Consider the following 26,197-nt stretch of genomic DNA (forward strand, 5'->3'; position numbering starts at 1 on the left):
GCGCTGGCTTTCGGCCAGAGCCGCTTCTTAATACCTATGTACACTATCTTCTCGTAAGCTCACGCTATGTTTCAGTTTCAAGGAGGAATACCTGACACGGAAGTTGACAATATCCTTAAAGATCTAATACGGAAGAAAGTCTTCAGAATCGACGGTTCGAAAATTATTTACCTGTAGCAGACATTGGCATCAGAAGATGCCAATTATTATTAACAACACGTAAATACAACAGAGCCATATAAAAACAGTATTCAAACAATCAGAAACAAAAAAGCCCAAACAGAGTTGGGCTTTGAGTCGTTTACATTACATAAAGCAATAAATTACATTTGCTTTTGTAGGTAGTTTTGCAAGCCAACACGGTCAATTAACCGTAATTGCTTTTCTAACCAGTACATGTGATCTGATTCAGTGTCATCTAACAACACTTCTAAGATTTCACGGGTTTGATAATCTGCTTTTTCTTCGCACAGCTTGATCACTCGGCGTAAATCGTCTGCCACTTTGTATTCGTAATCTAGGTCATTTTTTAGCATTTCTTGCACATCTTTACCGATGTTTAATGCTTCACGGCTAGCAACATCTGGAGTGCCTTCTAAAAACAAAATGCGCTGAACAAGCTTTGCCGCATGCAATTTTTCGTCATCAGACTCATGCAAAATACGGGTATATAATTCGTTAAATCCCCAATCTTCGTACATATGAGCATGAACAAAATACTGGTCCATTGCCGATAGTTCGCCAGTTAACAGAAGGTTTAGGGCGTCGATAACTTCTGGATTGCCTTTCATGATAAATCCTATTAGTCGTTAATTTGTGATTGAAGATAATTTTGAATACCGGTTTGGACGATGAGCCCTTGTTGTGACTCAATCCAATCTAAATGTTCTTCTTCGTCTTCGAGCAGCTCTTCAAGCATGTCACGGCTGACATAGTCTTGCTCTGTTTCGCATACATTAATCGCTTCACGTAATATGGCAATTTGTTCAGTGACGGCAGCCATATCACAGCTGAGCATTTCTTCTGCATCTTCGCCAATACGCAACTTATCTAATTGTTGTAAGTTAGGCAAACCTTCAAGAAACAATACTCGTTCAATCAACTTGTCAGCATGCTTCATGTCTTCAATCGATTTTTTGTACTCTTTTTCATTTAGCTTTTCTAATCCCCAATGTTTAAACATGCGTGCATGTAAAAAATACTGGTTAATAGCCGTTAGCTCACACGTAAGTACACGATTGAGTTGACTGATGACTTTAGGATGACCTTTCATAGTAATGTCCCTTGGTAAATAATTTGATCTCGATCAATTTTAAACAGCATAAAACACTGTAGGGATAAACGCAAATTTTACTTTAATTTCATAAGCTTACAATTGATAACCATTATCATTATAACTAAGGTTTGTAACTCTAGTGCGATAAAACGGCCACAAAAAAGCCTTCAAAATGAAGGCTCTTTACATTGTAAGCATTAGCTGAGACCAAAAAGATTAAATAATTCGGTTTTGATTCAGCATCTCTTTGCGCTCTTGTTCTTTTTGCATGCGGAGTTTACGCGCATCACATGGGTTGTCACAATCACAGGCTTTTTCAATACCAAGCACACCCAAACCACCACAGCTGCCTTCTACCGCTTTCTTTTTCACGATATAACCAACAGACATTAACAAGAAAAATAATAACAACACCACAAACGCTGCTAAAAATGTACTCATAACCAACTCCAATTAACTCAATTTTAGGCCTGACGTAAAAATCAGTAATATAACCCTATTTTACATATGCTTTAAAAGCATCACTGTAATAGACCTGAAAACCTTGATCTTGCTTTTCAATCAGCATTATTGCTAAATTTTTCTCTTTAGCAAGCGCCAACGAAGCTTGTGTACCTAACACCATCATGGCAGTGGCATATCCATCTGCGGTCATACAGCTAGAGTGTAGCACGGTTGCAGAGGCAAGTTTATGCTTAATAGGATATCCGTTACGAGGATCGATTAAATGTGAAAAACGTTCGCCGTTTTCTTCATAAAAGTTACGATAATCGCCTGATGTTGCCATTGACATAGTACCGGGCTCAATCACTTGCTGTACGGCCTGACCGCCATCTGTAGGCTGCTCAACAGCAATGCGCCATGCGCTACCATCGGCTTTTTTGCCTTTTACGTTTAGCTCACCGCCAATCTCAACCAAATAACCACTGGCCTGATATTTGTCTAAAATAGAGGCGATTTTATCAACGCCAAAACCTTTGGCTATTGATGATAAATCAACATATAAATCCGCATTATGCTTAACTAAGGTTTGTTCTTTGACGGTCAGCTCACTGATACCCATTTTCGCTTTTGCGGCATCGATTTGCGACTGCGTAGGCACTGTCGTCGGTCTTTTATCTGGACCAAAGCCCCATAAGTTCACTATCGGCCCTAGGGTAATGTCTAATGCGCCATCGGTTTCTTGATATAAGCGTATACCTTCGTTAATCACTTTCAACGTATCAGCAGATACTTTAACGCTTTGTTGTACCTGTAATTGGTTAAATTTAGACAATTCAGAATCATTACGGTACGTCGACATTTGATCGTTAACCACTTCTAACGCCATATCGATTTCGGCTTGTAATAACTGCGCCTCTGGCAAGTTGTCGCCAGACACGACTTTCACATGATAAGTGGTCCCCATGGTACTGCCAGATAGCGCAATAATGGGGTCTGGTGAGCTACAAGCACTCATGCCCAGTAACAATAATGATGTAATTAATAACTTGATAGCATTCACGGTCATTTCATATTTACACTGGTTGAATGAATAAAAAAAATTGCAGCTTGCAGACCTGTGTTTAACACCTTGTCTGCATTGCTGCAATTTCATGACTTACTTGTCAATGTAATGAGTTAACTCATTAGCCACCGAAATCATCGAGTAAGATGTTTTCGTCTTCAACGCCTAAGTCTTTTAGCATACCAATCACGGCAGCGTTCATCATTGGAGGTCCACACATGTAGAACTCACAATCTTCTGGCGCATCGTGGTCACGTAAGTAGTTTTCGTACAATACGTTATGGATAAAGCCTGTGTAGCCAGTCCAATTATCTTCAGCCTGCGGATCAGATAACGCTACATGCCACTTAAAGTTGTCATTTTCAGCTGCTAGGCCGTCAAAGTCTTCAACGTAGAACATTTCACGCTTAGAACGCGCACCGTACCAGAAGCTCATTTTACGTTTTGATTTAAGACGCTTTAATTGGTCAAAAATGTGTGAACGCATTGGTGCCATACCAGCACCACCACCAATAAAGACCATTTCAGCATCGGTATCTTTAGCGAAGAACTCACCAAATGGACCAGAAATTGTCACTTTATCGCCAGTTTTAAGGCTCCAAATGTACGAAGACATTTTACCACAAGGTAGGGTTAAATTACGTGGCGGTGGCGTAGCAATACGCACGTTCAACATAATAATCCCAAACTCTTCTGGGTAGTTAGCCATTGAGTATGCACGAATGGTTTCTTCGTCTACTTTTGACTCTAACTTGAAGAAACCAAAGTGTTCCCAGTCGCCACGGTATTGTTCAGGCACTTCAAACTCAGCATATTTAACATGGTGAGCGGGAGCTTCAATCTGAATATAACCACCGGCGCGGAAAGGCACTGATTCGCCATCAGGAATTTGCAGCTTAAGTTCTTTAATGAACGTCGCTTTGTTATCGTTAGAGATAACTTCACATTCCCATTTTTTAATGCCGAAGATTTCTTCGTCAAGTTCGATTTCCATGTCAGTTTTAACGTTAACCTGACAAGATAAACGACAACCTTGACGTGCTTCACCTTTGCTAATGTGATCAAGTTCAGTTGGTAAAATATCGCCACCACCTGATTTGATGTTTACGCGACACTGACCACATGAGCCACCGCCACCACACGCGCTTGATACAAAAATACCGTTGTCTGCTAATACGCCAAGTAACTTGCCGCCTGCACCTGTTTTAATTGCTTTATCTGTGTCGCCGTTGATACCAATCGTGATATCACCGCTGGCTACTAGTTTTGATTTAGCGAATAAAATCACTAATACCAACACTAATACAATCACAGTAAACATACTCACACCTAGATAAACATCTATTGGAGTAGATTCAAGAATACCCATTCACTTATCCTTAAAGGTTCAAATTAATGCGTCGTCTCAATGCTCTTAAAGAGAAACACCAGAGAATGACATGAAACCTAGAGCCATAAGACCTGCAGTAACAAAGGTAATACCTAAGCCACGTAAGCCATTTGGCACGTCAGAATATTTCATCTTTTCGCGAATACCGGCCAGCAACACAATTGCTAATGCCCAACCAATACCAGAGCCGATACCAAATACCACGCTCTCGCCTAAGTTGTAATCACGCTCTACCATGAAAGATACTGCACCAAAAATTGCACAGTTCACGGTAATCAAAGGTAAGAAAATACCTAACGCGTTGTACAAAGGTGGGAAATATTTGTCTAACGCCATTTCCAAAATTTGTACAAGTGCTGCGATCACACCGATAAAGGTGATGAACTTCAAGAAGCTCAAATCAGCATCTGGTACGCCAGCCCAAGCTAAAGCACCAGGAGCAAGTAAACCTTGATAAATAATTTGGTTAGCAGGAACCGAGATAGCCAATACCACGATAACTGCAACACCTAGGCCCATCGCAGTAGTCACTTTTTTAGACACAGCTAAAAAAGTACACATACCTAAGAAGAACGCTAACGCCATGTTTTCAATGAAAACGGAGCGAATTAATAAACTAATATAATGTTCCATTGCGTTTATCCTTTTGCTTCTACTTGCTCTGGCTTATAAGTACGGATCATCCAGATCAAACCACCGATCAAGAAGAATGCACTAGGAGGAAGCAGTAATAAGCCGTTAGGCTGATACCAACCACCGTCAGAGATTTTACTGAGGATTTCTACGCCAAATAATGAACCATTACCGAATAATTCACGAATAAAGCCTACTGATAATAAGATAGCACCGTAACCTAAACCGTTACCGATACCGTCCATAAAGCTCATCAAAGGAGGCGTCTTCATTGCATAAGCTTCAGCACGACCCATTACAATACAGTTAGTAATAATCAAACCTACGAAAACCGATAACTGTTTAGAAATCCCGTATGCATAAGCTTGTAATACTTGATCAACTACGATTACCAAAGAAGCAATAATCGTCATCTGCACAATAATACGTACACTGCTTGGAATATGATTACGAATAAGTGAGATAAACAGGTTAGAAAACGCTGTTACCGCTGTTAGTGCTATGGTCATTACCAACGCTGTTTCCAGCTTAGTCGTCACAGCAAGCGCACTACACACCCCCAAAATTTGCAATGCAATTGGGTTGTTATTGATAATCGGTCCAGTCAGAACCTGTTTAAGTTCTTTAGCGTCAGCCATTAGCTTAACCCTCCGTTGCGTGCTTTAGCGATAAAGCTTGCAAAGCCTTCTTTACCTAACCAAAACTGCAATGAGTGTTGAACACCGTTACTGGTTAAGGTTGCACCTGAAAGTGCATCTACACCGTGAACAGTACTCGCCACTGCAGGATTTTTAGTTACGCTGATAGCTAAGTCGCCTTGAGCATCAAATAACTGTTTGCCTGTCCATAATGCTTTCCATTTTGGATTTTCTACTTCACCACCTAAACCCGGTGTTTCGCCTTGGTCATAATACACTAGGCCTTGAATCGTGTTTAAGTCAGCTTCTAAAGCCAAAAATGCATACATGGTTGACCACAATCCGTAACCGTGAACAGGGAAAATAACACTGGTTAACTTACCAGCATCATCACGCACCAAGTACACAACCGCAGTGTCAGCTACGCGCTTAATTGAAGCGATGTCGTTTTCAGGAATCGACGAAGTTGCCACATCACGTGATGCTTTGCGTTGATCGTAAGCATTGGCGTCACCTTCAACAAACTCACCTGTTGCAAGATCAACTAAACGTGCTTCAACATACTTGTCATAAGTGGTAATAATTTCTTGTTTAGTGACATTACCTTCTTTGGTATTAATCAGGCTTGCCGATTCAAGAATATACTTTTGCTTATCTAATAGTTTGTTTTCTAACTGAGTCGGTTTTAACAACACAGCTGCTGTCGATACCAATACAGAACAAACAAGACATAAGCCGACAACAACAAATAGCGTTCTACCGAACGAATCTTTATTACTAGCCACGAGCAATCCTCCGCTTGATATTTGCCTGTACAACGAAGTGGTCAAATAAAGGAGCAAAAAGGTTAGCAAACAAAATAGCTAACATCATACCTTCTGGGAACGCAGGGTTAATCACGCGGATAAACACTACCATCGCACCGATTAAGAAACCGTAAGCCCATTTTGCAGTATTTGTGAACGACGCTGAAACAGGGTCTGTCGCCATAAACATCATACCGAATGCAAAACCACCTAACACTAAGTGCCAGTGCCAAGGCATCGCAAACATGGCGTTGGTGTCACTGCCGATAACGTTAAGTAATGTTGCAATCGCAACCATGCCTAACAATACGCCACCCACGATACGCCATGACGCGATACGAGCATAAATGATCACTAAACCACCAAGCAAAATAGCGAAGGTTGATACCTCACCTACAGAGCCAGGAATAAAGCCCATAAAGGCGTCTAACCAGTTTGCATTTGAGCTGTAATCAAATGTGCCTTGTGCGGCTTGGCTTAATGCTGTTGCACCCGAAAACCCGTCGGCAACAACCCAAGAGGTATCGCCAGACATGCTTAATGGATAGGCAAAGAACAAGAATGCACGGCCCGCTAATGCTGGGTTTAAGAAGTTACGACCTGTACCGCCGAAGATTTCTTTTGCGACCACCACACCAAAGGTAATACCTAATGCCACCATCCATAACGGAATCGTTGCCGGTAAGGTTAATGCAAACAGTACAGATGTAACGAAGAAGCCTTCGTTAACTTCATGACCACGCACCGAGGCAAACAACACTTCCCAGAAACCGCCTACAACAAATGTCACTGCGTATATCGGTAGGAAGAAACAGGCACCATAAAACATCAGCGATGCAATACCTGAATCTGCAGTAAGTTGTGCACCAAATAATTCAAATAGGCCAACCTGCCAAACGTCAGGGGTACCGAAACCGGCGGCCATAGCGACTTGTGCTTGTAAGCCTAGGTTGTACATACCAAAAAACATGGCAGGAAACGTACAAGCCCAAACCGTAATCATCATACGTTTTAGGTCAAGGTTATCGCGAACATGAGTTGAACCATGGTTCACTTTACCTGGAGTATAAAATACCGTGGCTGCCGCTTCGTAAAGGGCATACCACTTTTCGTACTTACCGCCTTTTTCAAATTGCGGTTCAATACGCTCGATAAAATCTTTCAAGCTCATTAGCCTTCCCTCTCGATCGTATCTAGACAGTCACGTAAATATGAAGCGTAGTCATACTTACCAGGACATACGAACGTACACAATGCCAAGTCTTCTTCGTCCAACTCTAATGCGCCTAAACTAGCTGCACCATCAAAGTCCCCAGAGACAAGATCACGAAGTAGCATGGTAGGTAGAATGTCTAACGGCATCACGCGTTCGTAGTTACCAATCGGCACCATTGCACGGTCTGAACCGCCAGTACTGGTGGTCATATTAAACAGACGTGATGGGCTTAGGTGACCTAAAAATGCACGAGTGATAGAGAATTTGTCGGCACCAGGCATAGCCCAACCAAACAATTCTTTCTCAGTGCCTTCTTCAAGTACACTCACCTGTTGATGGTAGCGACCTAAATAAGCATGAGGTCCTACTGCAGTGCGGCCATTTAATACCGAACCAGAAACGATACGAACACCTTCACCTACTGTTTCATCAGCAGTAAGCTCAGCCATGCTTGCACCTAACACGGTACGCACTAAACGAGGTTGTTTTGCTTTAGGCCCGCCAATTGCCACTACACGCTCAGTGTTTAATACACCTTGAGTAAATAGTTGGCCAATTGCAATCACGTCTTGGTAACCGACATGCCACACACTACGAGTAGCAGAAGCGTTAAGTACGTGATGAATGTGGGTACCCACTAAACCTGCTGGGTGTTTGCCCGCAAATTCTTCAACTTGAGCGTTAGCCGCAGGGATATCAGCACCAGGCGCTTTACATAGGTAAACTTTACCTTCAGTTAATCGTGCTAAAACCTTAAGGCCATTAGCAAAATCATCTTTATGTTCAGCGATGACTACCACAGGATCGGCAGCAAGAGGTTGAGTATCTATTGCAGTAACGAAAATACCTGCTGCAGTAGCATCTACGGCGGGCACTTTACTGAAAGGGCGAGTACGTAATGCAGTCCACAATCCTGATTCAATCAGATTATCACGAACGGCTTGTACATCTAACGTGTCTAATTTGTCTGCATCATATTGAGCAAAAGCAACATTATCGTCACCTTCTACAGCAATAACTACAGATTGAAGTACACGTCTTGCACCTCGGTTGATTTCTAAAATAGTACCACTGGCTAAAGCCGTATATTTAACGCCTAAATTCTTTTTATCTTCAAAAAGAACCTGGCCTTTTTGTACTTTATCGCCCACTTTGATCTTCATCGTTGGACGTAAGCCAATATACTCTTCACCCAAAGTAGCTACGTGTCCAATGGCTGGGCCATTATGGATAACTTGCTCTGGTCCGCCTGCTATAGGCAGTTCCAATCCTTTCTTAATTGTAATCATATCCACAAGCACTACGTTTGAAGGAAAGACAATGCGCCACGTTCCGCTACAAAAACAAAGTATTAACAAATACTTGCCATTTGAGCTAGCGCAGATTTAACACGGAAATGCGATCGAAATCACGCTGGTCGCGCGCATTTTACCGTAAATATGAGACTATCGCCACGAAAATAATAGGTGTTTTCAAACCAATGCCCTCGCGAATTGGCAACATTTAACTCAAATTTAATAAATAACAGCACAATACAAAAAAATAATGGCTATTTTTTGATTTGGCATACTATAGCATTAATTTTTATAGAAATAATTTATATCATTTTACCGTAGCCAAACACACAATAGCCCAAGCAAAAAATGTGCTTGGGCTATTGATATAGGCTCAAAAATTTAACAAATTTCTGTCTAAAAATGCTTAAAAACGAGCTTGATACCCTAAATACGCGGTCATTTCTGACTGGGCTTGAAGGCCTGCTAACGTTCGGTTTGCCACTAAAGTTTCGTCAAATAGGTTTTCAACTCGTAAATACACTTCATGCTGCTGAGTAATACTGTAAGTGGCAGCTAAATTGACTTTCCATTGGCTGTCGATTGGCTCAATGGCGGCAAGGTTGCCTTCATATTCTAATTCTGATTGGAACAGCGCCTGCGCCATTACAGATACATCCCCCACGACTACACCAGAGCTGAAACTAAACTGCTGCTTAGGTACCCAGGGTAATTGGCTGTCGGCGTCAAAGCAGCCATTGGTATTTGAACAATATCCAATATCTGTTTCTGCTTGGGTGTATTGATATTTTGCTTTAAAGGGAATCGAAAAACTATCAAACACTAGGCTATACTCAGCCGATAAGTCGATGCCTGTGACTGTCACATCCTCGATATTTTCTTGCGATGCAATTTGCTCGTAATCGCAAATCATGCCAAACATACAACCAATATGTTGATTATCGTAATCATGCAAATAGGCGGTCATTGCCAACGCGAGAGTATCTTGTTGATACGCTAATGAAAGTTGATATTGCAACGCCTCTTGGGCGCTTTGCTCTAAATTACCCGCTGAAGCCGCTGTCCAGGCTTGTTTAGCTTGTAATGCTGCAGACCAAGCACCTGTAGTGTAAGCCACTTCAATTGAAGGCATCCAGCCATCGTCAGAAAAGTCAGCTTCAGTAAGGCCATAATCATCACTAACATCGCGAGACACACTGACATGCTCATAACCTAGGCCAAGGTTTATCGACCAGTCGCCATAATTTAATTTAGCATCCACAGCAGATGAAAATGCCGAAGCATCATCGGTGTATACTGCAAATGCTTGTTTATCACTGGCAGAGGTTAATGATAAATCTTGATTCCATAACCAATCTTGACCACCTAATTCCATTTCAGCTTTGTCAGTATGATAACGAGCACTATAAGTCACTTGATGCTGGCCATACATATTCACGCCTTTAGTTTGCACACCAAAACCTGCAAAGTCGTTATCTTGTGATAAGGCGCCTAAATTCATGCCATCAGTGGTTGGATTGACTTCAAATGCAGCAATGTTGCTTAACAGGAGTGAATTAATCGTGTCACCATCAACATACAACATGTCGACGGTTTTTTGTGAATAGGTTTGGTAATAAAAGTCGGTATCGACTGTTGAGGTTTTCGACAAATAAAGCTTATGGGCTAACACATAACGATTACGCTCTGTTTCGTCCATATCAATATTGGCAGCAGAATAAAGTTTACCTGGATCTTGGTCAAAATCAGTGTTGGTTAAACCAAGTGTGCCTATGTCGCTATCTTTACTCGAGTATTGATAGCTAAATTCTGTGGTTTGTTTGTTTCTTGCGCCTGGTAAGCTGTCGGCGGTAATTTTAAAAATAAGGTCAGTTTGGGTTGCGTCTGCATCGCGATCAACTTGATAACCCACGTCATCGGATGCCGATTGATAGTCAAGCGCCAAAAGCATGCCGTATTCTTTGGTGGTTCCGCTAGCGATCCCACCGACACTAAAGTCGCTGTTATCGTTCATTTCTACGTTAAACTCACCCGCGTTCTTTTTTGGACTAATCGCAACGGATTGATACTCAAGCTTACCAAATGAGGCTTCTGAACCGTCGACAATACTGGTCATACTCGACAAGGTCACACTCTGCTGATGCAGCATATTAGGTTGAATAACCAAATTTTGACCAGAATAAGGCGCCGGAGAAAAGAAAATACCATCTTGCATAACCGCTACGCCGTCTGACACACCGCGATGCATTAATTCAACGTCTTTATTTGTTGCCGTCGGGAGCACTGTAGCACCTGTTAACCCAATAGCGATATCACTTTGACGATAATGAAACGCGGTTTGAGTAGACTGTTTCAACTCTAAGTGATTATTTGCTTTATCGATTGATTCCGTCACAGTTTCGGCAGCGGCATCAGAAGAGTGGCAAGCAAAAAGGACTGCAACGGCAATCAATGACAGGCTAAATGGATGGTTAGACATGGTTATCTCCGTATATTTGTCTGGTCAAGCCAAAATAAACATCATATTTGTTATTATGCCGATACAATAACGGTTTCAGTGACATAAAAACAGCATGTCGATAACGTTTCCCCCACAAAATGCGATTTTATTAACAAAAAAAAGCGGCCGAAGCCGCTTTTTATAAGAGTAGAGATCAGTTTAGAGATTACCTAAAATCTCATCACTTAATTTTAAGTCATCATTTAGATTGACACTAACACCCGCAGCGATAATCATTCGAGCAATATCTTGTGCTTCAGTAAGCGAATGCATCTCATAAGTGCCACATTGATATTCATTAAGTTCTGGAATGTCTTTTTGCTCAACCACATTGGTCACATCACCCATTGCAGCAAGCCATGCGTCAGCGACAGCACTCTCTGTTGGCTGGCCAATTAAGCTCATATAAAAACCGGTACGACAGCCCATTGGCGAAATATCGATAATTTCAACCCCATCACCATTTAAATGGTCACGCATAAAGCCGGCAAATAAATGTTCCAGCGTATGAATACCCCGCTCACTTAAAATGTCTTTATTGGGTGCGCAAAAACGTAAGTCAAACACGGTAATAGCGTCGCCACTTGGCGTGCTCATGTGTTTTGCAACGCGCACAGCTGGAGCATTCATACGAGTATGATCTACGGTAAAACTGTCTAATAAAGGCATTGCTCTCTCCCAGAATATAAATTGATTTTGACAATATACGATCGAATAACGAAATAGTATCACTTATCAGCCAACGTCACAGCCTGAGTTTATATCGTTTTATTCATCTTAAGAACGATTGAGCTTGCAAGGTTATTTTGACATTAATTAAGCGCGTCTTCGGTATAGTGAAAATAACGTTTAACCGCAGCCTCGTTGGCTAAATAAGCTTGTAATACTTTATTAAACATTGGGTCTTTTGCGGCTTCTTCTGTTAATACCTCATCCCTAGCCTGTTTTAATGCTGCTATAACCTCTGGTGGAAAAGGGGTTACTTGCACATTATGTTCACTGATTAAGGTGTCCATTGCTGCAATGTGGCCTTGGGTATAATCATCGAGCATATCTTGGTTTATCGCTCTAGCCGCCACTTTTACAATCGCTTGTAAATCGGCTGGTAACGCTGAAAACGCTTGCTGATTAACTAAAAACTCCATTGAAGAACCAGGTTCATGCCAACCAGGATAATAGTAATACTTAGCAACTTGATGTAGCCCGAGTGGTAAATCGTTATAAGGGCCCACCCACTCTGCCGCGTCAATGGCACCTGTTTGCAATGCACTGTACAGCTCACGTCCAGCTAACTCGTCAACCGGGACCCCACCCAGTTTCTTTAATACCTTGCTGCCAATACCAGGCAAACGCATTTTAAGGCCTTTCAAATCTGCTGGAGACATAATGGGTTTATTAAACCAGCCTCCCATTTGCATGCCCGTATTCCCCCCCGCTAATGGCAAAATACCAAAAGGCTGATAAACCTCTTGCCATAATTCAATTCCGCCGCCATGGTGCAACCAGGCATTCATTTGCTGGGCATTTAAACCAAAAGGAATTGATGAGAAAAACTGCGATGCTGGTGCTTTTCCTTTCCAGTAATGCGCAGCGCTATGGCCCATTTGCACCGTGCCTTTGCTTACGCCATCAAATACAGACAAGGCTGGCATTAACTCGCCTGCCCCATAAACTTGAATCACTAAGCGGCCATTAGACATTTGCTCAACCAGTTGTGCCAATCGCTCTGGTGCCATACCTAATCCGGCAAGATTTTTAGGCCAAGATGTTGCTAAACGCCATTCAATTGCTTGATGAGACGCTGTAACAGCTTGAGTTTTAGCCGCTGTGTCTGCAGGTGGCTGCTGACAACTTGCCAGCAACAACAATCCCAATAACCCGCAGTACAGTTTCAACTTCCCCATGATGAAATCCTTACTTTCTGCCATTGATAATGGACTAAAATTGACCACTATCCTGAACAGTAATCACATAGATATCACCTTAACATAACAATAACAACTAACAACCATGGCTATCTCAATAACAAATAAAAAAGCCTCACAACTTGTGAGGCTTTACCATATATAATATTGATTGGATTATTATTTTTAACAATCCATTTGTCGCAGTCATATTTAAAGACAAGCTATTGCTCAGCAATAGTGACCGCGACAATCACGCTATCCTTTACAGTTAGGCGTTTTAGGCACTTCGTCCAAGGCTTGCCATTCCGCTTCAGTGTAAACATTAATTGATAATGCATGCACACCATTTGCTAACTCATCCGCTAAGGCTTGGTTAACTAAACGATGACGAGCTAATAAACGCTGCTCGCTAAATTTATCGCTGACAACTACGACTTTAAAATGGGTCTCTGAATTAGGTGGCACATGATGACGATTACTTTCATTAATCACTTCAAGGTGCAATGGCGTAAAGGCTTGACTCAATTTATCTGTAATGATTTGTTCGACAGACATAGTGATACTCTTATTAATCCATATCAATGAAATCGCAGGGTACTGGTTTGCCGAATAAAGGTCAAACAAGCAAACTAAAACTTATTACTGGTGCACAAATTTACCGCAACTAAAATCCAGCCCACATGTTCATGTTGTTGGCCAATCAGCCATATCGACATAATCGAGTTCGACATCATACTCACTGCCACTTTGCGGCAGGTTTTCTCTACCCAGCCAGGCATTGATAAATTTGCCGTAGGGGTCGTAAGTTTGTTGTTGCTTGGCAAGATTAAACCGTCTACCCCCTCGAGGGTCTGCGCCCACACCAGCTAGGTATTGCCAATTACCCCAATTAATTGCAACGTCATAATCAATGAGTTGTTGCTGAAAATAGGCTGCACCGTAGCGCCAATCGCATTGCAACTCATGGATTAAACAACTGGCGACAATTTGTCTGCCACGATTAGACATATAACCGGTTTGGTTTAATTGCGTCATCAATGCATTCACCAATGCATATGGGGTTGTTGCGCTTTTCCAGGCTTGTAATCGCTGCGCATAAAAACTGGTTAGTGGTTTATTGCCGCTAATGCCTGAAAAGCAAAATAGCTTGTTATTAAATTTATGGCCATACCAATGAAAATACTCCCGCCACAGCAGTTCATATTCAATCCATTGGCTTGACTCATTTGCACCATGTTGCGATTCAAATTGGCGTAATGCCGACACCACTTGTCGAGCCGATAAACAGCCATTTGCCAACCAAGGGGAAAACTTGGTTGAGTGCTCCCAGCCCGCTAATTCGTTTCGAACAATTTTATAGCTATGGGCTAAATTAGAGGAAAAATAACTGTCTAGTTGTAACAACCCTTGTGCTTCGCCGCCACAAAACACATTACTCAACATGTGAGTTTGTGGCAGCCAGGCGGGATAAGATAACCACGACTGCAATAATGTATCTTGTGACTGCAACACAACCATTGGTGGTAACCAAGATATTTGCTCTTTTGCTGCATCAAAATGGCTATCTTTAATCCGTTTTTTAAACTGACTAAAGCTGGGTGGCAGTGCGTCCAACTCAAAAGGCAGTTGCGGTAAATCAAACAAGGTTTGGGTCGTGCAGCTCACAAATTCAATGTCTGTAGCACATTGTTGCTGAATCGCTTGCCAAGCGGCTCGCTCATCTGCGCCGCTGTGATGGCTTCGATAGACTCGGGTAATATCATGGGTGTTAATTAAATGAGGCAGACAACGCTGCGCTTGAGCATACACAATATGCAATTGCTGGCCATATTGATTAAGTGCTTCATCGAGAGCATGCAGTGACTCTAGCAAAAACTTAAGCCTGTGTTGCCCTAGGTATTGGGCTTGATATTGATCTCCCTTAAACCATTGAGGATCGATACAGTACACAATCATGAGTTGTTGGGCATGTTGGGCGATGTCGGCAAATATGGCGTTATCAGATAGGCGTAAGTCATCACCAAGCCAATAAAGTGCCCTAACATTTTTTGCCGAGGTTATTGTCTTACTAGCCGGTAAAGATTGAGCATTTACGTTGCTCATGCATTGCACCACTTATTACGTGTTTCATGCTCAATTGATACGTAAACACACCGTGGCAAGGTTCAATAAAAGATTGTTTTTGCCATTAACGGGGCTTGAGGTGATTCTATTTACCGTAAAGCTTAGCGATAGTAATGGGGGATAATGTGCCTAAAGGTAAAGTTGATTCTAGGCTCTGTTACTTTAAGTCGTTTAGGCAAAGCATGTTGCCAGTGTTGTTGCATGCCAGGGTGCATAATCAACAAATCTCCCGACTCTAGGGCAAAATTCACTTTGGTTTGCGTTTTTTTATGGCGTACAACAAAGTCTCTACAGGCTCCAAGAGTGACAGAGGCAATAGCTGAGCCCTCGATAATTTCGGGTTCATCATCACTGTGCCAGCCCATGCAGTCGCGCCCATTTGCGTAGCGATTGACTAATGCTGTGTTGCTTTGAATTTGATGATCTGTAAACAATTTTTGTCGTAAACGGCTTAACACCTTAGGCCAAGGCAAGGCGCTAATGTGTAACTTAGAATAATGATAGTCACAACCCGGATCGCCAAACCACGCTTGAGTGCGTGGAATAGGATGCCGCTTACCATAGACTTCAATAGACACTTTTTCTAACGGGTAGTGATCAACTTCGTTAAGTAACAACTGTTGCTGTTTAGCGGACAAAAAGCCTTTAATCCAGGTAACAGGTGGCGTTAATGGATGATCAACATCTGTATCGAGATCTAACTGGACTTCTGGTGCCTCAAAGTCAAACCCTTGTTGCAAACTAGACACTTTACCTCCTATTTTATTAAACAATTAAAACCAGCGCTTTATTTTCGCCCACCACAGTCCCAAAATCACAATCAACGCCATAAGCAGCAACACAGCAAAATAACCATAAGACCATTTTAGCTCTGGCATATTGTCAAAGTTCATCCCATAAATACCCGCGATGACCGTTAAAGGTAAAAATATGGCCGTAACCAAAGTTAACGTCATCATTACCCGGTTGGTTTTATGCGCGCTCACAGAGATAAAGCCATTAATCAAACTGCTCACTAATCCTTGATACAAACTGGCGCGGCTCGATAATCGCTCAAACTGATTATACAAATAACTTAACTGTTGATAGTCAAACTCAATGTGTTTAGCACGATCATTACCTAACAGTTTTTGCAGTAGTTCTTCATGATAACTAAATGAACGTTTCGCCTTTTGTAATTTACTGCTGTATGCCATTAGCTCAGCAAGTAAATCGTCAGTTGATGCATCAAAAATCTCTTCTTCTATATCATTTAAGCGTTCTTCTAATGCCAACATTACGGCTAAATAGTCGGTCACTATTTTGTCGCATAATGGCAAAACATACCCAGCTCATTTCCGAGCTATCAAGACTTTGCTTAGCCATGACTTGTTCGGTGACTTTAGCCACACTAATTGAAGGTTTTAAATGCTGAGTAATCAAAAACTGACGATTAACGTGCATCAATAAATGGCTTCTATCGAGTATTAAATAGGCTTCCTGCTCCACATTAACTCATGCGTCAATAAGTATGCGTGATGAGCATAGGCTTCAATTTGAGGTGGGTGACGTTCACGATGCGCTTCTTCAAAATCAAGATTATCAATACCAAATTGCGGGTGTGCTTGAAAAAAAGCTTGGTTATTTGGGCCGCTGATGTCAATCCAAATACGCTGCTTTTCTGGCTCGTATTGCGCCATAAGACGCTCATCGCCATGCGACAATAGTTGACCTTGGTTATCAAACAATAAGATGTGAATGGTCATAATTAACTTATACTAAGACAACAGGGCCGCCTTTCAAACTAGCTGGCTAGCTCTTGGGTTTCTACATCTTCAATAATGGCTTTAATTTGTTCAAAATGACTATTAACCCAAGCGCTACTGATCGGCCCCCAGGTCGAAATTCGATAATGCCCTTCATTATGCCTTTGCCCTTGCTGAATAAAATCAACTCTAATACCAATATCGGCAAAAGCTGCGATAGCATCTTGCAGGGTACGCCTTGGCATACCTGTTAACTTTTGTAGACTTAACAGATTATGTTGCTCTTCATCGAGTAGATGTGCCAGATATAGCTTTCGCAAAAATGCTTTTTGCGATTTATTAATAACGTTAAGTTGAGAAAACATCGATATAACGCCTTATAAATAATACGACTTTATTTGAAATTACTGCATGTGTTGCCCTGCATGCAAGTAATATCAACAGCTAAGCAATAATCAAATTTACGTTTTGAGATAAACATTTACAACCTGTTAGTCGCAAATTGCCCCAAAACCATGGCAGTATGATACTGAGACGGTAACAAAGGTATAACATAATAATGAACATGGACCCGACACAAAAAAGCCAGCCTTTAGTCGCACAAGCCTCAGATTCAACAGCTGAGTCAGCGGCAGAATTAAACCATTACCAACATGGTCATATACTCAGGCCGGCTCAATATATCCCACTATCCAGGTTAGCGCTGCAAGCCGTCGATGCTAACTACCCTAAATTACAGCTGATTATTAGCATTACGATTGCGGTGTTAATCACCTTAGGCATTACCATTTTTGGCCTAATTAATCCCGATATTCCAACGAGTGTGACCTTATCCATATTGCCAGGTTATGCATTACTAGCCGTGATTATCATTAAACTTATCCATATGAAAGCCAAACGGATTGCCTATGGTGTATTTGAGCATGAACTGGTATTCCGTGAAGGGCTATTCTGGGTGTCAACAACTGCCCTACCTTATACCCGCCTGCAGCACGTTAATTTATCTCAAGGGCCAGCTGAGCGAAAATTTGATCTGGTGTCATTAAAATGTTTTAGTGCCGGCAGTGGCGTGGCAGAGATTGATTTGCCCGGACTCAATGCTGAACTGGCTGAACATTTACGTCAGCACCTGTTAGCTAAAGCTGCGGCGAGCCACCAGCCTATAATAGAACAGCCTGAGAATGACAGCACTAGTTCACTAGAAAATGACACGCAAACCAGCGCAGATGTGGAGCATCAACTCAACACGTCTAAAGCAGAAACATCCAGTGAGGACACACCTCATGGATGAGTCGCCAAAAACACCTCAATCAATAAAACAACCCGATGTTATAGCTGCTACGACGGAGCAACACAGCAGTGACACTCTCGCCAATCAGTTCAAAGAGTGGCAAGCATTATCGCCCTGGTCGATTATTACTTACATATTTGGTGCGCTCAAAGGGCTCCTCAGTAATGGTATTGCCATCATCCCAATCGTTTACACCGGTTGGAAACAAGGATTTGATGGGCAATGGTTGGCGTTGATGATAAGCGTGATAGTGCTGCTTGTCAGTGTGGCTGCGGTGATTGAGTGGCATAAATTTCGCTTTCGTTTGTCAGGAAAACAACTCGATGTTAAACGGGGATTATTTTTTACTAAAAAAGATGAAATCCCCCTTAGCAGAATTCAAAATATTCGTTACGAACAACCTTTATATTTTAAACCCCTCGCCCTTGGCACATTGGTGATAGAAACCGCTGGGTCGAAAAAAGATGAAGCCAAGCTCGCAGCGTTAAACATCGAACAGGCACAGACGCTCAAACGCTTATTGCTTAATTTAACGTACCATGAACAGCCGACACAGTCGTCCTCTCAAGCCACTATTGAGCCGCAACTTGATGCTCAAACGCAAAGCTCTACTCCTGTAACTCGTAAATCTCTGGGTGATTTATTACTGTTTGGCTTTTATCAAAATAACTTTATTTGGTTTGCGGTAATTGCGGGGCCCATCATCGGCCAAATCGATATGGACAAGGTATTTGACTCCGTTATCGCTAAGCAATTTTGGTTATGGATTGAGAGTCAAACCCATCAAAATATCGTCTTACAAAGCTTGTTTTTTATTCTTGGCTTGCTGTTTTTATACGGACTTTTTTCGCTTATTTCGATTATCGCCGCTGTATTAAAATATTATCCATACAAACTCGATAGGCATAGCGACACCCTGCAACGCAGTGGCGGAGTTATTTCACACCAACAAGATGCATTAGCCATTAAACGGGTGCAGCTGATCCATGCAAAACAACCTGTACTAGCTCGGTTTTTTAAGCGTTGGACCTTATATTTTAAGCAGGTTAAAGGCCAGGAGGTTGAGCAAAAAACTAAACAGCATATGCTAATTCCCAGCGTAAAACCAAACGAAGTAGCAACAATATTAACGGCCATGCCAAATCTCAGTGGCGGCGCAAGCGCTTTACCACACAATTACACGTCTATTCACATCAAATGGTTTACAAGGCGGAGCATACTGCCACTGTCTATCGCCATATTGTTATCGATTATTGGCGGATTTGATGGACGTAGTTTGAGCTTTTTTGAATCCACCTGGCTAACCACTTCGATGATTATTGGGCTTATTTATTTACGTTATAAACATTGGGGATATGTTATTGAAGACCAGGTGATTTGGCAGCACACAGGCTTACTCGGCAGGCAATGGAAACGCATTGCTTTTGACAAAGTACAACACGTCAAAATAACTCAAACACAGGGGCAAAAACGGGCAAACTTAGCTTATATTGAAATCGGCCTTGCCAGCGGCAGTGTGGTGTTTCCTTACATACCAATAGACATTGCCAATCAAATTATTTCCCGTTCGCTGCATGCGGTAAGTCGTAATAGCCAAAACTGGATTTAACGTCATACCGTTTACACAAAGACAAATGTACTAACCAATATCAACCAGACACTTTCTAATTGAGATTTCAAATGCTACCGGTCACCCATCGCTGGTGACTGGTCAGCATTGTTAACTTAGTCAGGCTTAAGCCTCTGAAGACTACTTGACCACTAGTACAGGGCATTTGGCTTTATTAGCCACTTCCTCTGCCACATTATCATGCAAAAAGTGCGATAGGCCTGTACGTCCGTGGCTAGCAATGACCACCATGCCTATTTCATCACTATTGGCTTCAGCTAAAATTTCGGTCACAGCATCACCACGACGGATCACTGTTTCGACCTTTAGTTCGGTTTTTAACTGAGCTAATAATTCATGCATTTGCTTGGCGGCAGCATCTTCCATGGTTTTAGCCAACTCTTCAGGTGTAATAGCAAGCACCATATAGTTTTCGTCACCTAGGGGTTGATCAATCACATTCAAAATACGAATACCTACATTGTAGAGATTTGCCATCTCAATGGCATATCGTAAGGCATGTGACGCCGTGTCTGAAAAATCGGTAGGCCATAAAATATTACGTGTACGCATTTCGCTACCCTCCTTAAACGTGAACAACTAAAGAGCCCGTTAACCAACCTAAACTTGCACAGCAAACAGACTGTATTCACGCAGTTAATAACTCCTCTTACAAGTTAAGTGTAGTCAGTAATGTGAGCTTTTTTAGTGATCAAAATCAAATCAATGCCGAAAACTTGCTTTGGTTCAAAAAAACGCCTAACATCAGACCGACTAATCAGTCGGTTTTTTTTTATACGCTTTATTGCTAATAAAGCATTGAACACAGCCAATGCGATTGTGTTTTAACAATACTTGGCACAATTAACCGACTCAGACACTCAGCCGGAGAACAATAATGAACATGGCAGTTGATCAGACAGTAAACTCACTCGCGCAATTACTCGACACACAACGTAGCCGTTATTTGTCGCAACCGGCACCGAGTTATCAATCTCGCGTCGACAAATTAGCCCAACTTAAAATCGCATTGCTCGATAACCAACAAGCGATAATTAATGCCCTCAATCTCGATTATGGTCACCGCTCTTCAAATGACACCGTTATCTCAGACATCATGCCGTGCGTTAATAATATCAATTACACCATTAAGCACCTTAAATCGTGGATGAAACCTAGCCGACGTCATGCAGGGATGCTGTTATCGCCCTCAAAAGTGTCAGTGCAATATCAACCGTTAGGTGTGATTGGTATTATCGTGCCGTGGAATTTTCCGATCATGTTATCGATGGGACCATTAGTCACGGCCATAGCCGCTGGTAATGGTGCCATGCTCAAAATGTCTGAGTTTACCCCTGCAACGAATGCCGTGTTACGCCAATTACTTGCCACTATTTTTGACACCTCCGAAGTGGCTATTGTTGAAGGTGAAGCGGAAGTTGCCGCAGAGTTTTCATCTCTGCCTTTTGATCATATTTTATTTACCGGCTCTACCGTTGTAGGGCGCCATGTTATGCGAGCAGCAGCCGATAACCTTACCCCTGTAACGTTAGAGTTAGGCGGTAAATCACCAGCGATAATCGCGCCAGATATGGCGATAGACACCGCTGTTGAACGACTCATTTTTGGTAAATGTTTAAATGCCGGTCAAATTTGTGTTGCCCCTGATTATGTGCTCTGCCCTGCCGACAAAGTAGATGCATTTATTGCAGCTTATCGCGCTCGTTTTAACAAAATGTACCCTGATTTTGTTAACAACCAAGATTACGGCAATGTCATTAATGACCGCCAATATCAGCGCTTATTAAAAGTTCTTGACGATGCTAAAGCAAAAGGTGCAAAAGTCATATCCGCAACGGATGACCCTATTTCGGCCGATAGTAGAAAATTAGCAACGCAACTGATTATCGACACAACAGACGACATGTTGTTGATGCAAGATGAGATTTTTGGGCCACTATTACCGATCATTAGCTATCAAAATGTGTCAGAGGCCATTGGTTATGTTAACCGTGGAGACCGACCACTGGCGTTATACATAATGAGTTTTGATGATAAAATCCAACAACATATTTTACAGCAAACCCATTCCGGTGGTGTGTGTATTAACGACACGGTATTTCACGTGGCGGCAGACGACGCGCCATTTGGTGGTATCGGCCCTTCAGGCATGGGACATTACCATGGTAAAGAAGGTTTCTTAACCTTTAGCCACGCTAAGACGGTGCTAAACAGTGGTAAAATCAACACTGGCGTGTTTGTACACCCTCCTTATGGTGGGCTCATTCAACGACTATTAATGAAGTTTTTCTTGCGTTAACAACGCTGCTGCCCAGGCAGTTTATAGACATTTTCTGGGCAGCTAATCATTTTCAACCACAGGCACTTTTAACTTAATGAGCAGTAAAACCACGACCACCACAGATAAAAAACAAGCTATTTTAGACTCTGCATTGCTGCTTTTTGTCAGTAAAGGCTTTAATGCAACATCAACTGCCTCAATTGCCAAAGCTGCTGGGGTGGCAACCGGGACATTATTTCATCATTTTTCGACCAAAAATGACATAATGAGTCAATTGTTTCTATCAATAAAACAAGAGTTTGCCAATAATATGGTAAGCAATACTCAGTTATCTGGTGACATTGAAAAAGACGCCAATAACCTATGGCAAAAAGCCATTGATTGGGCTATCGCACAACCTCTTAAGCAATTATTCTTTTTACAATATTCAATGTCAGCCGATATTGATGTTGCGGTGAGAAAGCAAGCGATGACAAGCATTTTAGGCTTTGTGGTTGAGTTGATTGAGCAAGGCAAGCAGCAAGGCATTATTGCCAACTTCCCCAGCGAATTATTACTGGAAAACTGTCATGGGCAGTACTTAGCCGCTATCCGCTTCTTTACAGACAATCCACAACTCGGTAGTGACGAGCAACATCGCAGTGCAAGCTTTAAACTGTTTTGGCATGCGATGAAAGCCCAGTAACACCTCACTGACCGCGAGCTAAGTTATAACGACCTAAAAACATTAACCATCTAAATCAAAACTCGCTAAATCAACATCATCTGCGGCTGAGTCGTTATTATCTTCAAAATCTAATTGCGCTGTATGTGCGATTTGCTGGTTAAGCATTTCTTGTTGCTTAGCCTTATGCATTGCATATTGGCGTCGACGCTTGCGCTGTAAGCATAATCGAATAACATCTTGTTTTTGTAACTCACTGTAGCTCATCCAATTGAAACGCTCATCACGGCTTCTCAGGCATCCAACACAATAACCGCGTCTGTCAGACTGACAAACACCGACACAAGGGCTGGGTACGGCAAAAAAGCTTAACTGTTCCATCATCAGTAAGATTAACTCCAGTACATAAAAAGCAGACTATTTATTGATATGCGATATAGTCATAAAGGCCTAAAAAATATACAGGCCAACAATCGTTGTATATTAAGGTTATACTAATTGAGTTAATTTTGTACATTATTACACGTTTTAGGAGGTCTTATGACAACATCAAAGCGTTCCATGTTAAGAGGAAGCAGTCCAACCTGGCACGGCCTGACATTAATAATATGTAGCTTATTTATCCTCGCGGCATGCACAACAAAGCCTAAACAAGACTATGATGTTAATTATGATTTCGCCGCACTTAAAACGTTTAGCCAACTCAGTGTTAAACAAACGAATGACCCACTAACAGCCGACAGAATTAATGCCGATATCAAGCAAAGTTTGTTAAACCAGGGATTTGTTTATCAACCAGAGGGGGGCGATTTTATAGTTAACTATGCGTTTGTCACTCAAGATAAAGAAAAAGACTCTAGCCTTTCTATCGGTTTAGGCTCTGGCACTTGGGGCGCTAAAGGCGGTATTGGTCTTGGTACCAGCATTGGGATCCCGCTTGGCAGCAACACCGCCAAAACCCAAACCATCCAAATCGATATCGTTGATTCTACAGATAAGCGCTTAATTTGGCGCGGTAATGGCCAGTATCATTTTGATCAAGGTGGCGAAGATAAGGCCAAAGGTATTAACGAAACCGTTGCGGCAATTTTGGCGCAATTCCCACCACAAAAATAACCACTTTTGGCCGTTGTTAACCGCAAATGTAACAACGGCCATCGCATTGTAAAAAAATCTATTTAGCAATTAACGGTTGCACGTTAAACTAGCCGCTATTCTACTTTATCGATTTGTTGACATGACCACCGAAACATATAACCAAGCCGTACTGGCATTAGCACTTGCCGGCATTGATGCCATCAATACCTCTGCATCACAACACAAAGCCCAACGCACGCCTGCGCAAGAAAGCCATTTTTTATGTAATTGGATGGTTGAATCGTTAAAAACAAAGCGTTTTTCTAAATTGGTTGCCGACGACTTAACCGCGTGGATCCGCCAAGCTCGAAGTCAAGGGGCTGGGGCGCAACTAAAACGTTTGCTCACCTGCATTGCAGACCAATATCAGCAGGCCAATAACAGCCCTATTGCGACAGGTACCGGGCTTAAAAACTTATTAACAGAATTAGCGGCTAAGCAATGGGTTATCATCACCGATACTGATATAGACGCTAAACTTAAATTAGACAGTGATGGGCAATCTAGCTTAATTATCTCTGCCACAGCTTTTAATCAACACATTGTTGATGACAAGATTGTTAAGCCGATTTCAATGTATATACGTGGCGATGAAAAAGTCGTCGCTCAACTTGCGTTAACTCAGGGCTTATTACTGAGCCAAGGTAATAAGAAAACCACATTGATTAAACACCACAAAACCTACATCTTACGACCTAAAAACCTGCACCCAAGTTTATGTTTATTGTGTCTTGAGCAATATTAAAACCAAGCTGTGTAGTGTGGGCACACATGGCATGTGAGGAGGCTCCATGAAAAAAAGCGTTATTTTGATGAGTTGTGTGGTGCTATTTTTTATCTCTGGATTCACTTTTGCCGATACGGTGCTCAAATATAACGTTAATGGTTCGAGTAGCTGGGTGCCTTACTACATACCAAAATCACCAGAAACCCCTGGGGTTTTGGGTGAGATAGTTCCCCTTTTACTTGCTCGAGCGAATATTAACATTGAGAAGCACAACTTCCCGCCAAGACGAACCAACTATGCATTAGACAAAGGCTGGTTAGATTTCGATTTTGTTAGCCCTAGTTGGTTTCCTAATGCCGATTTAGGCGAATTATTTGTGCAGTCGTCTGCCATTATCGCCATTGAAGAGCATGTCATTACACTGGCGTCTAACGCTAAAAATTGGCAAAGTAACGACAACCTAAAAGGCCAAGAAATTGGTACAATTGGTGGTTACTTGTATCATAATGACACAGAGTTCACCCGGGTGGATTTCATCTCAGAAAAAGAACTCATAAAAGCACTTTATAAAGACCGCGTTAAAGCGGCAATTTCAGGTGACTTGCCCGCACTATATTGGGCTAAACAGCTCAACCGCCCTATCACGCTTGCTGCGCTCCATTCAAAAGGTTATTTAGTCATGCGACTAAGAAAAGAACACGCAGCATTATTACCCAATATCAATGCTGCTATCGCTGAGCTGCAGTCTAACGGCACGATTGAACGTATTATCGATAAATATACCCAGCAAGCAGTATTTGAGCACACTGAGTAATACCGAACGTAAACGCTTAAAATGGGTTTACGCTGTAGCCTTCATGGGCTAATACCGCATGGGCTGTTAATGCAGACAACGCCATGTCAACACCAGGTAATAAATCCTTTTGACTCATACCATAATACGCCGCCGTTTGACCACACACATAAAACCTAACCCCAACCTTCACCAACTGTGCAATCAGGTCTTTATTGGCATTATTTTTTCCAGTATTTAACATCTGATAGTAGTGCTCTTGAGTCATGTCGCTTGCCGCTTGACCATGCACCACCATCGCCAGCGAAATATCTTCCAGTTTAACGCCTGCAGCAACATGCATATTAATAAAACGAGCAAGGGTATCGATACGACGATTCAACTCACCGGGTTTAGCCGATGCGCCTAAATCAAAAGCCACCTTAAACTTCATTCCTGCAGGGATTGCCAAGTTACTCTCAATGGTTGCCACTTTACCGTACTCAGTGATCACAGTGCCAGATTTAAACTCTTCCATACCCGCAACGGCCATAAAATGGGCGCAAGAGCATGCACTTATCATGGCACAATACAGTGTTCGTTTAGCAAAAAGAGATAAGCTTTGATGCATATTTTATCCTTGTCGTTGTTATTATTT

Annotated in this window: 30 protein-coding genes; 7 read left to right on the plus strand and 23 right to left on the minus strand. The window is 42.0% G+C overall.

Annotated features, from left to right (window positions below; translation table 11 throughout):
* Positions 1-323 precede the first annotated feature (323 nt).
* From bfr (IEY42_RS17080) to IEY42_RS17175, 20 genes are all read right to left on the minus strand, one after another.
* Positions 324-791 (minus strand): bacterioferritin, encoded by a 468-nt coding sequence (bfr, locus tag IEY42_RS17080; protein WP_188921936.1) that lies wholly within the window; start codon positions 789-791, stop codon positions 324-326.
* Positions 792-802: 11 nt separating this feature from the next.
* Positions 803-1,273 (minus strand): bacterioferritin, encoded by a 471-nt coding sequence (bfr, locus tag IEY42_RS17085; RefSeq protein ID WP_188926499.1) that lies wholly within the window; start codon positions 1,271-1,273, stop codon positions 803-805.
* 219 nt (positions 1,274-1,492) lie between these two features.
* Positions 1,493-1,717, minus strand: a complete 225-nt coding sequence (nqrM, locus tag IEY42_RS17090) for a (Na+)-NQR maturation NqrM (protein WP_188921932.1) — start codon at positions 1,715-1,717, stop codon at positions 1,493-1,495.
* A gap of 55 nt (positions 1,718-1,772) precedes the next feature.
* The gene (locus IEY42_RS17095) at positions 1,773-2,786 is read right to left on the minus strand and encodes an FAD:protein FMN transferase (protein ID WP_188926501.1); all 1,014 of its coding nucleotides are present in this window, start codon (positions 2,784-2,786) and stop codon (positions 1,773-1,775) included.
* A 118-nt stretch (positions 2,787-2,904) separates the two neighbouring features.
* On the minus strand, positions 2,905-4,152 hold the full coding sequence (nqrF, locus tag IEY42_RS17100) for an NADH:ubiquinone reductase (Na(+)-transporting) subunit F (RefSeq protein ID WP_188926503.1): 1,248 nt from the start codon (positions 4,150-4,152) through the stop codon (positions 2,905-2,907).
* Between the two features lie 45 nt (positions 4,153-4,197).
* Positions 4,198-4,806, minus strand: a complete 609-nt coding sequence (gene nqrE / locus IEY42_RS17105) for an NADH:ubiquinone reductase (Na(+)-transporting) subunit E (protein ID WP_160055340.1) — start codon at positions 4,804-4,806, stop codon at positions 4,198-4,200.
* A 5-nt stretch (positions 4,807-4,811) separates the two neighbouring features.
* Positions 4,812-5,444, minus strand: coding sequence for an NADH:ubiquinone reductase (Na(+)-transporting) subunit D (locus IEY42_RS17110; protein WP_188926505.1), 633 nt, complete (start codon positions 5,442-5,444; stop codon positions 4,812-4,814).
* A complete protein-coding gene (locus tag IEY42_RS17115) occupies positions 5,444-6,229 on the minus strand; it encodes a Na(+)-translocating NADH-quinone reductase subunit C (RefSeq protein WP_188926507.1) in 786 nt (261 codons plus the stop codon). The genes IEY42_RS17110 and IEY42_RS17115 overlap by 1 nt, the downstream gene beginning before the upstream one ends.
* Entirely contained in the window at positions 6,222-7,421 is a 1,200-nt protein-coding gene (locus tag IEY42_RS17120) for an NADH:ubiquinone reductase (Na(+)-transporting) subunit B (RefSeq protein ID WP_188926509.1), read from the minus strand. Before IEY42_RS17120 ends, IEY42_RS17115 begins: the two co-directional genes overlap by 8 nt.
* On the minus strand, positions 7,421-8,755 hold the full coding sequence (locus IEY42_RS17125) for a Na(+)-translocating NADH-quinone reductase subunit A (protein WP_188926511.1): 1,335 nt from the start codon (positions 8,753-8,755) through the stop codon (positions 7,421-7,423). Before IEY42_RS17125 ends, IEY42_RS17120 begins: the two co-directional genes overlap by 1 nt.
* 412 nt (positions 8,756-9,167) lie before the next feature.
* A complete protein-coding gene (locus IEY42_RS17130; protein WP_188926513.1) occupies positions 9,168-11,240 on the minus strand; it encodes a TonB-dependent receptor in 2,073 nt (690 codons plus the stop codon).
* Positions 11,241-11,420: 180 nt separating this feature from the next.
* Entirely contained in the window at positions 11,421-11,930 is a 510-nt protein-coding gene (gene luxS, locus IEY42_RS17135; protein WP_188926516.1) for an S-ribosylhomocysteine lyase, read from the minus strand.
* A 143-nt stretch (positions 11,931-12,073) separates the two neighbouring features.
* Positions 12,074-13,165: a TRAP transporter substrate-binding protein gene (locus IEY42_RS17140; protein WP_188926518.1), complete on the minus strand. Its 1,092-nt coding sequence runs from the start codon at positions 13,163-13,165 to the stop codon at positions 12,074-12,076.
* A gap of 258 nt (positions 13,166-13,423) precedes the next feature.
* Positions 13,424-13,723, minus strand: coding sequence for a BolA family protein (locus IEY42_RS17145; protein WP_188921912.1), 300 nt, complete (start codon positions 13,721-13,723; stop codon positions 13,424-13,426).
* Positions 13,724-13,852: 129 nt separating this feature from the next.
* Positions 13,853-15,271: a DASH family cryptochrome gene (locus tag IEY42_RS17150; RefSeq protein ID WP_188926520.1), complete on the minus strand. Its 1,419-nt coding sequence runs from the start codon at positions 15,269-15,271 to the stop codon at positions 13,853-13,855.
* Between the two features lie 122 nt (positions 15,272-15,393).
* Positions 15,394-16,041, minus strand: coding sequence for an alpha-ketoglutarate-dependent dioxygenase AlkB family protein (locus IEY42_RS17155; protein ID WP_229780138.1), 648 nt, complete (start codon positions 16,039-16,041; stop codon positions 15,394-15,396).
* A 24-nt stretch (positions 16,042-16,065) separates the two neighbouring features.
* Positions 16,066-16,590 carry a magnesium transporter CorA family protein gene (locus IEY42_RS17160; RefSeq protein ID WP_188926522.1) on the minus strand — a complete coding sequence of 175 codons (525 nt, stop codon included), beginning with the start codon at positions 16,588-16,590 and terminating at the stop codon, positions 16,066-16,068.
* Complete coding sequence (locus IEY42_RS17165) at positions 16,541-16,780, minus strand: hypothetical protein (protein ID WP_188926524.1); 240 nt, start codon at positions 16,778-16,780, stop codon at positions 16,541-16,543. Before IEY42_RS17165 ends, IEY42_RS17160 begins: the two co-directional genes overlap by 50 nt.
* The gene (locus tag IEY42_RS17170; protein WP_188926527.1) at positions 16,759-17,037 is read right to left on the minus strand and encodes a hypothetical protein; all 279 of its coding nucleotides are present in this window, start codon (positions 17,035-17,037) and stop codon (positions 16,759-16,761) included. The genes IEY42_RS17165 and IEY42_RS17170 overlap by 22 nt, the downstream gene beginning before the upstream one ends.
* A gap of 38 nt (positions 17,038-17,075) precedes the next feature.
* Positions 17,076-17,402, minus strand: coding sequence for a winged helix-turn-helix domain-containing protein (locus tag IEY42_RS17175; RefSeq protein ID WP_188926529.1), 327 nt, complete (start codon positions 17,400-17,402; stop codon positions 17,076-17,078).
* Between the two features lie 194 nt (positions 17,403-17,596).
* On the opposite strand from IEY42_RS17175, the gene IEY42_RS17180 reads away from it, so the two are divergent.
* Together IEY42_RS17180 and IEY42_RS17185 are read left to right on the plus strand one after the other, a co-directional pair.
* Positions 17,597-18,328, plus strand: coding sequence for a PH domain-containing protein (locus tag IEY42_RS17180; RefSeq protein ID WP_229780139.1), 732 nt, complete (start codon positions 17,597-17,599; stop codon positions 18,326-18,328).
* Positions 18,321-19,937, plus strand: a complete 1,617-nt coding sequence (locus tag IEY42_RS17185) for a PH domain-containing protein (RefSeq protein WP_188926531.1) — start codon at positions 18,321-18,323, stop codon at positions 19,935-19,937. Before IEY42_RS17180 ends, IEY42_RS17185 begins: the two co-directional genes overlap by 8 nt.
* A 141-nt stretch (positions 19,938-20,078) precedes the next feature.
* On the opposite strand, the gene IEY42_RS17190 is transcribed toward IEY42_RS17185, so the two are convergent.
* Positions 20,079-20,510 carry a universal stress protein gene (locus IEY42_RS17190; protein WP_188926534.1) on the minus strand — a complete coding sequence of 144 codons (432 nt, stop codon included), beginning with the start codon at positions 20,508-20,510 and terminating at the stop codon, positions 20,079-20,081.
* A gap of 325 nt (positions 20,511-20,835) precedes the next feature.
* Here IEY42_RS17190 and IEY42_RS17195 point away from each other — a divergent pair, with 325 nt between their 5' ends.
* Positions 20,836-22,257 carry a coniferyl aldehyde dehydrogenase gene (locus IEY42_RS17195; protein ID WP_188926536.1) on the plus strand — a complete coding sequence of 474 codons (1,422 nt, stop codon included), beginning with the start codon at positions 20,836-20,838 and terminating at the stop codon, positions 22,255-22,257.
* Positions 22,258-22,333: 76 nt separating this feature from the next.
* Positions 22,334-22,924: a TetR/AcrR family transcriptional regulator gene (locus IEY42_RS17200; RefSeq protein ID WP_188926537.1), complete on the plus strand. Its 591-nt coding sequence runs from the start codon at positions 22,334-22,336 to the stop codon at positions 22,922-22,924.
* 42 nt (positions 22,925-22,966) lie between these two features.
* On the opposite strand, the gene IEY42_RS17205 is transcribed toward IEY42_RS17200, so the two are convergent.
* Positions 22,967-23,284, minus strand: a complete 318-nt coding sequence (locus IEY42_RS17205) for a DUF1289 domain-containing protein (protein ID WP_188926553.1) — start codon at positions 23,282-23,284, stop codon at positions 22,967-22,969.
* A gap of 180 nt (positions 23,285-23,464) precedes the next feature.
* Between IEY42_RS17205 and IEY42_RS17210 the strand changes: the two genes are divergently transcribed.
* The 3 genes from IEY42_RS17210 (at position 23,465) to IEY42_RS17220 (ending at position 25,581) form a co-directional block, all read left to right on the plus strand.
* Positions 23,465-24,019 carry a DUF4136 domain-containing protein gene (locus tag IEY42_RS17210; protein WP_188926554.1) on the plus strand — a complete coding sequence of 185 codons (555 nt, stop codon included), beginning with the start codon at positions 23,465-23,467 and terminating at the stop codon, positions 24,017-24,019.
* Positions 24,020-24,140: 121 nt separating this feature from the next.
* Positions 24,141-24,785: a DUF2913 family protein gene (locus tag IEY42_RS17215; protein WP_188926538.1), complete on the plus strand. Its 645-nt coding sequence runs from the start codon at positions 24,141-24,143 to the stop codon at positions 24,783-24,785.
* Positions 24,786-24,831: 46 nt separating this feature from the next.
* Complete coding sequence (locus tag IEY42_RS17220; RefSeq protein WP_188926539.1) at positions 24,832-25,581, plus strand: substrate-binding periplasmic protein; 750 nt, start codon at positions 24,832-24,834, stop codon at positions 25,579-25,581.
* Between the two features lie 16 nt (positions 25,582-25,597).
* On the opposite strand, the gene IEY42_RS17225 is transcribed toward IEY42_RS17220, so the two are convergent.
* Entirely contained in the window at positions 25,598-26,170 is a 573-nt protein-coding gene (locus IEY42_RS17225; protein WP_188926540.1) for a DsrE family protein, read from the minus strand.
* Between the last annotated feature and the right edge of the window lie 27 nt (positions 26,171-26,197).

Origin of the sequence: Shewanella algicola (assembly GCF_014648035.1) — a bacterium.
In the GTDB taxonomy this organism is placed as follows: domain Bacteria; phylum Pseudomonadota; class Gammaproteobacteria; order Enterobacterales; family Shewanellaceae; genus Shewanella; species Shewanella algicola.

Excerpts from the sequence above, each read along its gene's own strand:
- bfr (WP_188921936.1), bottom strand. The coding sequence starts at position 791 with ATGAAAGGCAATCCAGAAGTTATCGACGCCCTAAACCTTCTGTTAACT.
- bfr (WP_188926499.1), bottom strand. The coding sequence starts at position 1,273 with ATGAAAGGTCATCCTAAAGTCATCAGTCAACTCAATCGTGTACTTACG.
- nqrM (WP_188921932.1), bottom strand. The coding sequence starts at position 1,717 with ATGAGTACATTTTTAGCAGCGTTTGTGGTGTTGTTATTATTTTTCTTG.
- IEY42_RS17095 (WP_188926501.1), bottom strand. The coding sequence starts at position 2,786 with ATGACCGTGAATGCTATCAAGTTATTAATTACATCATTATTGTTACTG.
- nqrF (WP_188926503.1), bottom strand. The coding sequence starts at position 4,152 with ATGGGTATTCTTGAATCTACTCCAATAGATGTTTATCTAGGTGTGAGT.
- nqrE (WP_160055340.1), bottom strand. The coding sequence starts at position 4,806 with ATGGAACATTATATTAGTTTATTAATTCGCTCCGTTTTCATTGAAAAC.
- IEY42_RS17110 (WP_188926505.1), bottom strand. The coding sequence starts at position 5,444 with ATGGCTGACGCTAAAGAACTTAAACAGGTTCTGACTGGACCGATTATC.
- IEY42_RS17120 (WP_188926509.1), bottom strand. The coding sequence starts at position 7,421 with ATGAGCTTGAAAGATTTTATCGAGCGTATTGAACCGCAATTTGAAAAA.
- IEY42_RS17125 (WP_188926511.1), bottom strand. The coding sequence starts at position 8,755 with ATGATTACAATTAAGAAAGGATTGGAACTGCCTATAGCAGGCGGACCA.
- IEY42_RS17130 (WP_188926513.1), bottom strand. The coding sequence starts at position 11,240 with ATGTCTAACCATCCATTTAGCCTGTCATTGATTGCCGTTGCAGTCCTT.
- luxS (WP_188926516.1), bottom strand. The coding sequence starts at position 11,930 with ATGCCTTTATTAGACAGTTTTACCGTAGATCATACTCGTATGAATGCT.
- IEY42_RS17140 (WP_188926518.1), bottom strand. The coding sequence starts at position 13,165 with ATGGGGAAGTTGAAACTGTACTGCGGGTTATTGGGATTGTTGTTGCTG.
- IEY42_RS17145 (WP_188921912.1), bottom strand. The coding sequence starts at position 13,723 with ATGTCTGTCGAACAAATCATTACAGATAAATTGAGTCAAGCCTTTACG.
- IEY42_RS17150 (WP_188926520.1), bottom strand. The coding sequence starts at position 15,271 with ATGAGCAACGTAAATGCTCAATCTTTACCGGCTAGTAAGACAATAACC.
- IEY42_RS17170 (WP_188926527.1), bottom strand. The coding sequence starts at position 17,037 with ATGACCATTCACATCTTATTGTTTGATAACCAAGGTCAACTATTGTCG.
- IEY42_RS17175 (WP_188926529.1), bottom strand. The coding sequence starts at position 17,402 with ATGTTTTCTCAACTTAACGTTATTAATAAATCGCAAAAAGCATTTTTG.
- IEY42_RS17180 (WP_229780139.1), top strand. The coding sequence starts at position 17,597 with ATGAACATGGACCCGACACAAAAAAGCCAGCCTTTAGTCGCACAAGCC.
- IEY42_RS17185 (WP_188926531.1), top strand. The coding sequence starts at position 18,321 with ATGGATGAGTCGCCAAAAACACCTCAATCAATAAAACAACCCGATGTT.
- IEY42_RS17190 (WP_188926534.1), bottom strand. The coding sequence starts at position 20,510 with ATGCGTACACGTAATATTTTATGGCCTACCGATTTTTCAGACACGGCG.
- IEY42_RS17195 (WP_188926536.1), top strand. The coding sequence starts at position 20,836 with ATGAACATGGCAGTTGATCAGACAGTAAACTCACTCGCGCAATTACTC.
- IEY42_RS17200 (WP_188926537.1), top strand. The coding sequence starts at position 22,334 with ATGAGCAGTAAAACCACGACCACCACAGATAAAAAACAAGCTATTTTA.
- IEY42_RS17205 (WP_188926553.1), bottom strand. The coding sequence starts at position 23,284 with ATGGAACAGTTAAGCTTTTTTGCCGTACCCAGCCCTTGTGTCGGTGTT.
- IEY42_RS17210 (WP_188926554.1), top strand. The coding sequence starts at position 23,465 with ATGTTAAGAGGAAGCAGTCCAACCTGGCACGGCCTGACATTAATAATA.
- IEY42_RS17215 (WP_188926538.1), top strand. The coding sequence starts at position 24,141 with ATGACCACCGAAACATATAACCAAGCCGTACTGGCATTAGCACTTGCC.
- IEY42_RS17220 (WP_188926539.1), top strand. The coding sequence starts at position 24,832 with ATGAAAAAAAGCGTTATTTTGATGAGTTGTGTGGTGCTATTTTTTATC.
- IEY42_RS17225 (WP_188926540.1), bottom strand. The coding sequence starts at position 26,170 with ATGCATCAAAGCTTATCTCTTTTTGCTAAACGAACACTGTATTGTGCC.